The sequence below is a fragment of the Streptomyces exfoliatus genome (genome assembly GCF_000725545.1).
Lineage (GTDB): Bacteria > Actinomycetota > Actinomycetes > Streptomycetales > Streptomycetaceae > Streptomyces > Streptomyces exfoliatus.
The window spans coordinates 1-10,815 of sequence record NZ_JNZP01000056.1 but is presented as its reverse complement, the minus strand read 5'-3'; the positions used below and the strand labels follow the sequence as shown (position 1 = coordinate 10,815).

Annotated in this window: 11 protein-coding genes and 1 pseudogene; 3 read left to right on the top strand and 9 right to left on the bottom strand. The window is 70.3% G+C overall.

The window, feature by feature from the left end; all coding sequences use genetic code 11:
- Both IO20_RS0133555 and IO20_RS0133550 read right to left on the bottom strand, forming a co-directional pair.
- On the bottom strand, nucleotides 1-891 hold an 891-nt coding region (locus IO20_RS0133555), incomplete at its 3' end, for a GTP-binding protein (RefSeq protein WP_037636928.1).
- Between the two features lie 97 nt (nucleotides 892-988).
- Nucleotides 989-2,425: a DHA2 family efflux MFS transporter permease subunit gene (locus IO20_RS0133550; RefSeq protein WP_030556924.1), complete on the bottom strand. Its 1,437-nt coding sequence runs from the start codon at nucleotides 2,423-2,425 to the stop codon at nucleotides 989-991.
- A 104-nt stretch (nucleotides 2,426-2,529) separates the two neighbouring features.
- On the opposite strand from IO20_RS0133550, the gene IO20_RS0133545 reads away from it, so the two are divergent.
- Complete coding sequence (locus IO20_RS0133545) at nucleotides 2,530-3,021, top strand: FBP domain-containing protein (protein WP_030556923.1); 492 nt, start codon at nucleotides 2,530-2,532, stop codon at nucleotides 3,019-3,021.
- A gap of 95 nt (nucleotides 3,022-3,116) precedes the next feature.
- Here the strand turns inward: IO20_RS0133545 and IO20_RS40585 are convergent, their stop codons facing one another.
- Both IO20_RS40585 and IO20_RS0133535 read right to left on the bottom strand, forming a co-directional pair.
- Entirely contained in the window at nucleotides 3,117-3,608 is a 492-nt protein-coding gene (locus tag IO20_RS40585; RefSeq protein WP_157850862.1) for a MarR family transcriptional regulator, read from the bottom strand.
- Nucleotides 3,609-4,152: 544 nt separating this feature from the next.
- On the bottom strand, nucleotides 4,153-5,316 hold the full coding sequence (locus IO20_RS0133535) for an acyl-CoA dehydrogenase family protein (RefSeq protein WP_245685149.1): 1,164 nt from the start codon (nucleotides 5,314-5,316) through the stop codon (nucleotides 4,153-4,155).
- A 147-nt stretch (nucleotides 5,317-5,463) separates the two neighbouring features.
- On the opposite strand from IO20_RS0133535, the gene IO20_RS41080 reads away from it, so the two are divergent.
- Complete coding sequence (locus IO20_RS41080; protein ID WP_051875177.1) at nucleotides 5,464-6,069, top strand: TetR/AcrR family transcriptional regulator; 606 nt, start codon at nucleotides 5,464-5,466, stop codon at nucleotides 6,067-6,069.
- Here IO20_RS41080 and IO20_RS39325 read toward each other — a convergent pair.
- The 3 genes from IO20_RS39325 to IO20_RS0133515 form a co-directional block, all read right to left on the bottom strand.
- Nucleotides 5,963-6,718 (bottom strand): HAD family hydrolase, encoded by a 756-nt coding sequence (locus IO20_RS39325; RefSeq protein WP_030556916.1) that lies wholly within the window; start codon nucleotides 6,716-6,718, stop codon nucleotides 5,963-5,965. The genes IO20_RS41080 and IO20_RS39325 overlap by 107 nt on opposite strands.
- Before the next feature lie 145 nt (nucleotides 6,719-6,863).
- Entirely contained in the window at nucleotides 6,864-7,181 is a 318-nt protein-coding gene (locus IO20_RS0133520) for a LysR family transcriptional regulator (RefSeq protein WP_063761467.1), read from the bottom strand.
- 33 nt (nucleotides 7,182-7,214) lie between these two features.
- Nucleotides 7,215-8,180 (bottom strand): ScbA/BarX family gamma-butyrolactone biosynthesis protein, encoded by a 966-nt coding sequence (locus IO20_RS0133515; protein ID WP_169749564.1) that lies wholly within the window; start codon nucleotides 8,178-8,180, stop codon nucleotides 7,215-7,217.
- Nucleotides 8,181-8,357: 177 nt separating this feature from the next.
- Between IO20_RS0133515 and IO20_RS0133510 the strand changes: the two genes are divergently transcribed.
- A complete protein-coding gene (locus tag IO20_RS0133510; protein WP_245685148.1) occupies nucleotides 8,358-8,993 on the top strand; it encodes a ScbR family autoregulator-binding transcription factor in 636 nt (211 codons plus the stop codon).
- Nucleotides 8,994-9,055: 62 nt separating this feature from the next.
- Here the strand turns inward: IO20_RS0133510 and IO20_RS0133505 are convergent, their stop codons facing one another.
- Together IO20_RS0133505 and IO20_RS41840 are read right to left on the bottom strand one after the other, a co-directional pair.
- The gene (locus IO20_RS0133505; RefSeq protein ID WP_030556908.1) at nucleotides 9,056-9,634 is read right to left on the bottom strand and encodes a TetR/AcrR family transcriptional regulator; all 579 of its coding nucleotides are present in this window, start codon (nucleotides 9,632-9,634) and stop codon (nucleotides 9,056-9,058) included.
- Between the two features lie 378 nt (nucleotides 9,635-10,012).
- Nucleotides 10,013-10,318: pseudogene (locus tag IO20_RS41840) on the bottom strand (ATP-dependent Clp protease proteolytic subunit); the annotation flags it as partial.
- Nucleotides 10,319-10,815: the final 497 nt, after the last annotated feature.

The following is a 10,815-nucleotide window of genomic DNA, read 5'->3' as shown; positions in this document are numbered from 1 at the left end:
GACGTCCAGGGGGGAGGGGAGGTAGCGGACGACGGCGTCGAGCAGGGGCTGGACGCCCTTGTTCTTGAACGCGGTGCCACAGAAGACGGGGGTGACCGTGGCCGTGTCGGGCTTGCCGGACACGAGGGTGATACGACGGATCGCGGCGTACAGCTGCTCCTCGGTGGGCTCCCGACCCTCCAGGAACAGCTCCATGATCTCTTCGTCGTTCTCGGCGACCGTCTCGACCAGCTTGCCGTGGTACTCCTCGGCAGCCTCGGTGTGCGTCGCGGGGATGTCGACGACGTCGTATGCCTCGCCCTTGGCCGCCTCCGCGGACCAGACGAGTGCCTTCATCCTCACGAGGTCGACGACACCCTGGAAGTCGGCCTCGGCGCCGATCGGGAGCTGCATGACGATCGGGACGGCGCCGAGGCGCTCCACGATCATGTCGACGCAGCGGAGGAACTCGGCACCGGTGCGGTCGAGCTTGTTGACGAAGCAGATGCGCGGGACGCCGTAGCGGTCCGCCTGACGCCACACCGTCTCGGACTGCGGCTCGACACCGGCCACGCCGTCGAACACGGTCACGGCACCGTCGAGCACCCGGAGGTTGCGCTCCACCTCGACGGTGAAGTCGACGTGGCCCGGGGTGTCGATGATGTTGATCGTGTGGTCGACGTCCTCGAGCGGCCAGTGGCAGGTCGTCGCGGCCGACGTGATCGTGATGCCGCGTTCCTGCTCCTGCTCCATCCAGTCCATCGTGGCGGCGCCGTCGTGGACCTCACCGATCTTGTACGAGACACCGGTGTAGAACAGGATCCGCTCGGTGGTGGTCGTCTTGCCCGCGTCGATGTGGGCCATGATGCCGATGTTGCGCACCTTGGCCAGGTCAAGTGTGGTGACAGCCATAAGAGTTCTTTCCTGGACAACGGGGGGAGCTCGGAGAGCCGGGGCGGGTGTGGGCCCCCGGGGCGGGTCGCCCGCCCCGGGGGCGCTCACGGCCGGTTCACGCCTGCTTCGACGCTCCCGGGGGGAGGAACAGCGCGGGGACGGCGGTGAGGCCCACGAAGAGCAGGGCCCACCAGAACACGGCGCTGAAGTCCGCCGCGGCGCCACCGCCCACGTAGACGTAGTGCTGCACGAGCAGCGCGATGGTGGCGGTGCCGACGGCGCCGCCGAGCTGCTGGGACACGGCGTTCGCGGTCGTCGCCGCGGGCACGCCGGCGGCCGGCAGCGAGTGGTAGAGCGTCACCATGATGGGCGACGACACCAGGGCGAGGCCGATGCCCTGCACGAACAGGGCGACGAGCAGGAGGACGGTCACCTCGCTCGTGTCGGCCACGGCGAAGGTGGTGAGGCCCGCGGCGACCAGCAGGAGTCCGAAGAGCACGAGCGCGCGCGGGTTGCTCTTGGTGTCGATGACCCGGCCGACGAGCAGTACGGCGACCGCCGTGCCGACGCCCTGCGCCACCATGATGGTCCCCGCGCCCAACGGCCCCTTGCCGCCCGCCTGCTGGAAGAACAGCGGGACGAGGACGACGACGCCGTAGAGGCCGAAGTTGTTCAGCAGCGTGATGGACGTGGACGCGGTGAACGCCCGGTCGCGGAAGAGCGAGAAGTCCACGACGCCGGGGGTGCGGGAGCGGGCGGCCCGGATTCCGTGCGCGGCCAGCAGGGCCACGCCGATCGCGGCGGGCAGGAGGACCTGCGGGCCCGTCGCCGCGGTGCCCTTGGCCAGGTTGCTGAAGCCGAGGATGAGGGCGACGAGGCCGCCGCCCATGGTGAGCAGTCCGGCGACGTCGAGGCGACCGGGCGCCTCGCCCTTGGAGTTGGGCAGGTTGCGCGCGGACAGCACGATGACCGCGAGGATGATCGGCACGTTGAGGAAGAACGCCCATCGCCAGGAGAACTCCTGGATGAGCGTGCCGCCGAGGACGGGTCCGAGCACCGGCGCGACGAGCAGCGGCACGGCCATCATCGTCATCATGCGGCCCATCTGGGCCCGGCCCGCGACCTGGACGACGATGATCCGCATCAGCGGGAAGAGCATGCTGGCCCCGAGGCCCTGCACGACCCGGAACGCGATCAGGCTGCCCATCGACCAGGCGACGCCGCACAGCAGCGAACCGATCAGGAAGACGGAGAGCGACGCGATCCAGGTGTGGGCCGCGCCGAAGCGCTGCGCCGCCCACCCGGTCGCCGGGATCACCGACGACATCGCGAGCAGGTACGCGGTGGACGCCCACTGGGCGTCCGCGAGGCCGACGCCGAAGTACTCGGTGAACGAGTGCATGGCCACGCCGACGATCGTGGTGTCGAGGAGGGCGACGAACGCGCCCATGGCCAGGACGAGTGCCACGACGACGGGCGAGCGCTCCGACTCCGCGGCCGGCTCGGCCGGTACCCCCTCCTCGGCGCTCGTGGTGCTGATCTCTCCGGACATGGCTTTCGCCTCTCTTTGCGCGATGGATGGGACGGAGCACGAGGCTCTACCTAGGGGTCCTTGGCAGTTGCCTACTATACATAGGCACTGTTACGGTCAGGATCATGAAGGAACTGACCGACCCGGAAATCCGCGCCTCGTTCGTCAACTGCACCAAGGGCGAGGCCTCCCGCCTCACGACGCCGCGGGATCTCCCCGAACTGCCGTGGGCCGACCTCGACTTCCTCGGCTGGCGCGACCCGGCCGCACCACAGCGCAGCTACATCGTGGCCGAGCACGAGGACCGCCTTGTGGGTCTCGCCTTCCGCCTGCCGTCCCAGCGGGGCAGCCTGCGGCACCAGTCCATGTGCTCGATCTGCCTGACGACGCACCCGGCGAGCGGGGTGACCCTGATGACCGCGCGCCGCGCGCGCCAGAGCGGCAGCGGCGACGACACGGTGGGCGAGTACATCTGCGGCGACCTCGCCTGCTCCCTTTACGTGCGGGGCAAGAAGCGGGCCCAGCCCGGAAGCCGCATGAAGGAGTCGCTGACGGTGGACGAGAAGGTCGAGCGCCTGCGCACCAAGCTCGCCGGCTTCCTCGACACGCTTCTCTAGGGCCCGTCCGGCGGATCGGGGCCGGACAGGCCCTGGGGCCTCTCGTTCGGATCACGCCGGGCCCGCGGGGTCTGGCCCGATCCAAACGAAAGACCCTAGCGCTCGGTTCGGGGCGCGGGGCCCGACTGACGGCCGGGCGTCGCGTACGGGTCGTCGACCCCGCCCCGGGCGCTCGGCGCGTGGTCGAGCGCCTGCGCGAGGGCCTTGCGGTAGGCGGGCACCGCCCTCTCGTACAGCGCCATGCCCCGCTGGGTGATCCGGCCGTGCACCGTGCGCCGGTCGCCGGGGCTCGGCATACGGACCGCGAGGTCGTCACGGACCAGGCGATCCACGACGCGGGACGCGGAGGAAGGGCTGAGCCGGACCTCCTCGGCGAGCTCGGTTATGCGCAGGTGTCCGTCGTGGAGGGCCAGTTGCTCAAGCGCCAGATAGGTCGAAAGGGACAGCCCCAGTCGGCCGAGTTCGCGCGTCAGCGCCCTCTCGAATCGACATCGCAGCTCCTCCGTGCGCTGCCACCACGCCAGTTCCTGCGCGGACGCCTCACGAGCGCCGGAGCCGCGGCCGCCCCCGGCGGGCTCGCGGGACACCGACTCGACGGGCACCCTGGGCGGCAGTCCCGCACCCCGCCGGTCGACACGACTCTGGACCGCGTGGGGCTCTCGGGAGGCGGGCTGGCATGACGGGCCGTCACCACGGTCGACCGGGTGGGGGCGACGGCTGACGGCGAGGACGGCAGACGGTCCGGGATACATGGTCACGGGAATCATCCATTCTCGGTCGATGCCGAGCAGGAGGAGCCTGCTCTCGGCCGGGCACCCGCCTCCCCGATGCGCCTCGGAGGCCACAAGGTGCCCTGCGAGGAGGAAATCATTCGTTCGCAAAGGTTTCAAATTTGATCGGAGATCCCGATAGTGCCGTCGGCGCCACGCCCGGGCGCCCGGCCCGGGCCGCCGTCGAGAGCCCCGGCCCCCCTTCCCGGCGGCTCTCGGGTGCCTTGCCGATCGGCCGGGCTCGCGGCGTCCGGCACCGCGCCTCGCCGCGTTGTCGTCGGTCGCCATGGCACCCCCTCCGCCTTGCGATCCACGGCACCAGACTCCGCTCCCTGATCCGGCCCGATCGACAAGACACCCCCTAGGCGGCGCGTCCCTCGACTCCCTGACCCTCGTCCCGAACCGACCGCGCGTAGGCGGCGGCCGCGGGCGCGAGGCGCAGGGCACCGTGACCAGCCAGGGCGTGCACGTCGCGCCAGAACCGCTGCAACGGCTCCGCCTCGGACTGGACCCGCGTCCCCCCGCTGCGGAACAGCCGCTCCACCACGGCGACCAGCATCTCCACGGCCACGGCAGCGTCCCGCATGTTCCGGGCCACCGGCAGCCGGTCGAGCGGGGCGTGGTCGGCGCGTTCGGCGGCGCCGCGCAGCAGGAGGTGCGCGGCGTCGATCTCGGCGGAGGAACGGGCCAGCACCTGCTGGGCCACGCCGTCGTCCAGGCGTCCGCCGCCGTCGCCCGTCGCGCGCCCGACCAGCGCGTCGGTCCAGGCGCGCAGGGCTCCGCGCGCCGCGCCCAGCGCGGGCGCGGCGAACATGAGGGAGGCCACCAGGGGGAACGGGACGCGGTGACAGCGCGCCGCGCCCTCCTCGGGACGCCCGGTGGCCAACACGTCGCGGGACATGGTGCGGCGCCGGGGCACGAAGGCGTCGACCACGGTCACGGAGTTGCTGCCGGTCCCGCGCAGTCCGGTGTTGCGCCAGGTGTCCTCGACCGTGAAGTCGGCGCGGGGCAGGGCGAGGATGCGGGGGCTCCGGCTGCCGTCGCCCGGCTCGGGGGCTGCCAGGAGCAGCCAGTCGGCGTGGTCGACGCCGCTCGCCAGGTGCCACCGGCCGGACAGCCGGTAGCCGCCGGGCACCTCGGCGAGTTCCCCGGCCGGCGGCACCACGGCCGCCGCGATCGGCACGTCCGGGCCGGATCCCCAGATCTCCGCCTGCCCGCGGTGCGGCAGGTGCGCGGCGAGCCTGCCGTGGGCCGCCTGGAGCGCCGCGCACCAGGCGGCCGAGGTACACCCCTCCCCCAGCACGGCGACCGCCTCGACGAGTTCGGCGAACGTGCCCGCGTCGCCGCCGAACCCGGCGGGGACGAAGTGGCGCGGGAACCCGGCCACGGTCAGGGCCCCGGCCACGGCCGGGTGCAGGGAGCGGAGGAGCTCGGACTCGGTCGCGTGGCGCGCGCCGAGGGTCGCCGCGTCCCGCACAGGGTCCCGGGTGGGGGACGACGGGGCGAGGTGCTCGGAAGGCATCATCTTTTGCTCTTTCTCTGCGTGCGCATGACCCGCACTTGACGAAGTGACATATATTCACCAGCCGGAGCCCCTTGCGCCGCACTCCGAGATGAGAAAAAATTCCTCTTCGAAGGAATCTTTTGGGGGTGTTCAGGTGGGGGCCACGCGATGGTGAAACAGGACAGAGCACGACGTACCTACGCGCTGGTCCTGAACGCGGCGGCCGAGGAGTTCGCCGCCCAGGGGTTCGCCGGCGCCAACCTGGAGACCATCGCGCGGCGCACCGGGCTCACCAAGGGGGCGCTCTACGGGCACTTCTCGTCCAAGGCCGCCCTGAGCGCCGAGCTGACCCGGCAGTTCGAGCAGCACTGGCAGGAGGCCCTCGACACGGCCGCCGGCTCCGACAGCGCCCCGGTCCAGGTGCTCGACGCCTTGCTCACGGACCTCTCCCACCGCGTACGGCACGACACCCTGTTCGGCGCCGGCCTGCGCCTGGTGCTGGACGAGGCGTGGTCCGCGGAAGTCCGCGCCAAACAGGTGCAGGAGCTTCAGGAGCTCCTGCAGCGACTGGTGGCGGTAGCCCAGGACGGCGGCACGATCGACCGGGTCCACCGGCCCGAAGTCCTCAGCCAGCTCCTGCTCGCCGTGCTGCTCGGGCTGCGGCACCTCACCGCGGGCTCCCGGGCCGCACCGGACGACGACTCCCCGCAGGTGTGGCGGACACTGCTGCCCGCGGTGTGCCGACCCGCTCCCGGTGACATCCAGGCAGGGTGACCCAACCCTCCTTCAGGGCGAGGTGGTTGAGTACGGGATCGGCCCCCACCACCACCGGACGACCCACGGCGCGCAGCAGGTCCGCGTCGCTGGAGTGGTCTCCGTACGCATGACAGCCGGCCGGGTCCGCGCCACGCTCCCCCATCGTCCGTCGCGCCAGTTCGGCCTTGCGCGGGCCGATCACCGGCGGGCCGACCTCGCCGGTCAGCACGCCCTCGCGGACCTCGGGCGTGGTGCAGAGCACCGTGTCGGCCCGCAGGGCGTCGGCGACCGGCGCCAGGCACGGCAAGAAGGATCCGGAGACCAGCGCGATGTGGTGACCGGCTCGCCGGTGGGCACGCAGGGCCTCGACGGCCGGCGGGTGGAAGAGGTCCCCGCGGGACTGTTCCGCGTCGAACCAGTCCCGTCCGGCCCGGCGCAGCTCGTCCTCGGGAGCACCTCGGAAGTTGCGGTAGAAGGCCCGGTTGAGCTGGGCCCGGGACACCCCGGCGGCCTGTTGCCTGAGGTGTTCGTCGCGCGCCCGGGCGTATCGGTTCCGGTCCTCGTCGGACCGTCGCCAGTAGAAGGCGAGGAAGCTGGCCATGCTCTTGCGGTTGATGAGCGTCTCGTCCACGTCGAAGAAGGCGACGACGCGTGAAGGGTGGTTCATGGTGTCCTTGCCGCCTCCGGCTCCGGGCGGCAGCAGATCAGGGGGTGACGCGGCGGGTCCGGCCGGGCGACCTGCCGGTGGGGTACGTCGGAAGGGGCGGACGGTCGTCCGGGCAGGGCGGCCCGGCACGAGGTGTCCACCGCCTTCAGACCGCGTGGGCGCTCCTGAGGTCGCAGCGCTGGTGGCCGAACTCCCCGTGCCGAGCGGCGTCCTTGACCTCGCGACCCATCGTGTCGACCTCGCGCAGAAGCCGGTCGACCCGGCTCTGGAGCACCGAGCCCGCGGGCGTCAGCTCGATGGGGCAGCGGCCCCGTCGCAGGAAGAGGACCACCCCGAGGGACGATTCCAGGCTCTTGATCTGACCGGTGACGGTGGACTGGGCGCAGTGCAGGTTCCTGGCCGCCCGCGTGAAGCTCGATTCCCGCGCCACTTCCCGGAAGACACGCAACTGATGGATCTCCACGACGATCCCCTTCTGGCCGTGCGACGGTGGGCGTCAGACGGTGACGGCCGGCTGACAGGTGCTGTGGAGGCGGTACGTCGTGGTGGCCCGGGCGAGGGCGACCTCGCCCTGGAAGGCCGTCAGCCGGACCGACCGGTCACCCGGCCCCGCGGACGACGCGTGGTGCTCATGGGCCTGGATCGTGACGGGGGCGTCCAGTTCGCCGAACGAGTCGAAGCGGACCTCGCAGCCCGTCATCAGGTGGGACCTGAGCTCCCCGGACCGGCGCAGCGTCTGGTGGCCCGCCTGGCGGAACGCCTCGACGAGGGCCATGCCGGGGACGTGGTCGCACGCGTGCTCGAAGTAGCCCGGGTGCCCGGTGGCCAGGTGCATGCCGTACCGCCCGCCCCCCTCCGCGCTGAGCAGCACGTTCTCCGGGCGGACCTGCCCCACCTCGCCGGGCGGGAGCAGCATCCCGGGCCGTGCCGGCCGGGGTCCGCCGACCGGATGGGACACGCGGTGGCGCAGCGCGGTGTAGAGCTCGTCGCCGACCGCGAGGAGCCTCACCGAGGCTCGGCCGCAGCGCTGTCCGTCGACGTGGACGGCCGTGGAGAAGCGTGCCTCGAAGCGCTTGGCGGGCGGGTTGGCTTTCGGGGTGAAGCGGCCGTCGAGCACCACGTGCAGCGGTGTCGCCCCTACCCGCAGCGGATGCGGGACATCGATGTCAAGCTGCAGGTCACAGAAGATGAAGCGGTGGTTCAGCGACACGCCATGGAAGCGGTGCGCCGTGTAGACGGCGGCTTGGCGCACGGTTTCGACCATGAGGACGGGGTCGCTGAACCCCGCCACGTCCGGTTCGTACAGCGCGTGACTGCGCGGCCACTGCGCGGCTATGCGGACGCCTTCCGCATCGTCCGGTCCGCACGCGTCGGTCAGGAACACCTCGGACACGGCGGCACGGTGCACCAAGGTGCGCGACACCGTCTGGTCGTAGGTAAGAGAGTGTTCCAACGCGTCCATGACCGGGACGTTCTCAGAGATACCGATCGACATGAACTCCCCCAAGCAGCCCCAGCGAGTGGGACTATGATCGACTTCGGGAAAATATACATTCCCGAAGGGATATTTCAAGAACAGAGCCCACCGGCCCACAGAGGCGCTCCTGCGGGGCTCACACGACGAAGGAGGCGGGCTTCGGTGCGCGCTACGAACAGCAACCCGGGCACGACCCAACCGGCCACCAGGCAGCCCAAACAGGAGCGTTCGCGACGCACCAAGGCCCAGATCCTGACCGCCGCCGCCGAGGTGTTCGCCGAGCAGGGCTATCCCGCCGTCACCTTGCAGGACGTCGCGGACCGGGTCGGGATGACCAAGGGCGCGGTGTACTTCCACTACGCCAACAAGCACGTGCTCGCCGTCGCCGTCGTCGAGGAGCACTACAGGCGCTGGCCCGAACTCGTGGAGCGCGTGCGCGCCTCGGAGGGCACTCCGCTCGACATTCTGCTCGCCGTACTGGACGGCACGGCGGAGGCGTTCCGCGGCGACAGCGTGGTCCAGGCCGGTGCCCGGCTGCAGATCGAGCGCTCCCTGATCGGGGCGGACCTGCCCAAGCCGTACGAGTGGTGGCGGGAGATGCTCGCCGCCCTGATCGCCGACGCCAGGGACGCGGGACAGCTCCGCGCCGACACCGACCCCAAGGCCCTCGCCCGGGTCGTCGTGTCCGCGTTCTTCGGCGTGCAGCACATCTCGGACGTGCTCACGGAGCGCGCCGACATGATGGAGCGCTACCTGGAGATGCGTGACGCCGTGTTCAAGGGGTTCATCGTCGACTGACGTGGGGCCGGAGTCCACCAGAGCCGACGCGAGCTGTTGCGGGCACCGGCGCCGTCAAGGTGTCAGCCCGCACCCTGCGGCCACTGCCGAAGCGCGGTGTGAACCGACTCGACCACCCTGCGCCAGGATCCGTCGAGGTCTCGGGGGTGCCCGAACCCGCCGGTCGCCTCGATCGTGATGAAGCCGTGGAACGTGCTTCGCATGAACCGGACCGCATCGGTCAGGTCAGGCTCTTCGAGTTCGTAGGCCCGCAGCACCGCGTACGTCAACTCGATGTTGCGGACGAACCCCTTGGCGTCGGAGATCTGGTCGAGGTCCAACCCCATCTGAGTCGCCGCGTACCGTCCGGGACAGCGCAGAGCGTACGCGCGGTACGCGTCGGCGAAAGCCATGAGGGCGCTCTTCGCGGACCGGCCGGCGATGGCGGCGGCGAGTTCGTCGCCCATCTCCTCCGCGGCGAGCAGCGCCACCCTCGTCCGCACGTCCTGGAGGTTCTTGACGTGCGCGTACAGGCTGGCGTCCTTGACCCCGAAGTCGCGGGCCAGCGCCGAGAGGGTGACCGCCTGGATACCGACCTCGTCGGCCAGGTCGGCAGCGGCCTGCGTGATCTTCTCGGCGGTCAGGCCCGCTCGTTTTCTCACACGCTTCCCTAATGATCCAAGCCTTCTACCGTAAAGCTCTAACCTACGGCCTGACGACGCCGAGTCGCCAATCCGGCCGCGCGACGACCGGCTCCTGGGCGGACCCCGCACGTGGCATGAGCGTCGCACCTGGGCCGAGGCTCCCGCCAGACGGACCCCGCCGGCCGATGTCTCGCCCAGGATCCGCCCTCCAGGGCTGCGAACAGCAGGGTCGGATCCCCGTCACCTGTGTCGGCCGCTCCGTGCAGGACGGTACGGAGACAAGGGCGGTCGGCATGACCGGTGAGGCCGTGGCGAGCGCGATGGCCGCCGTGGCGGCTCCGGCGTCGACCACCAGCCGCCCCAAGACATGGCTTGGGGCGGACCAACTGGTCCGGTCCCGGACGAGGGCTGGTGCATGAGGATCTTGGTGTGCGGCAATGCGAACCACTTTCCCTTCGCACCGGCGGTGAAAAGGAACTGGCCCATGGAAACACAGAATCCCATCGCAATGGCCACGACGTCATTCTTGATGCATTGCATGGTGTCGTAGGCCGCCACGCGGACGGTAATCAAGCCGCCCGACGAGTGGATGTACAAGTAGACGTCACGGGTCGGATGCCATCCGTTCAATTGGAGCCGGAAATAGCACCCCACTCGCCCCCTCGCGCTTAACGAAGCTACACGTACGCCGCCCCTATCCATGGGGGAGTCGAGAATCTGTTCGCTCAGAGCGGAGGGTGTGAACGAGTCCCAATTGGCCTGAAAACAGGCAGAGTTCGACCCAATGGGCAGCCTTGACGGCAGCGACACCGAGACGGCGCCTGCAGCAAATAGCACATAAAGAAATAATCGGCGCTTGAATCCGGCCAGGTGCAAGGCAGTTGCCCTGTCCCCCTGCGGACAGCACAGACGATGTGGCGGAACCCCACGTCAAAGCAGAGGGACGGAGTGGACTTGTCCGCACAACGCGTTGCCGACGCACTCGCGTATGTGGCTCCGGTAAGCGTTCAAGATCAGTGGCGAGGGGAGCGGGTAGTTGTGCGGGTAGGTGTGCGAGATTAGAGTGAGCGGCCGTGCTCGGAGTGGTCGGCGGGGGCCGGTTAATACTCCAGCTGTAGATCGTGATCTTCATGTCTGATCGGCGGCTTGCCGGTGGTAATGGCTGGTTCTGGATCGGGCCTGGTGGCGGCGCCGCCAGA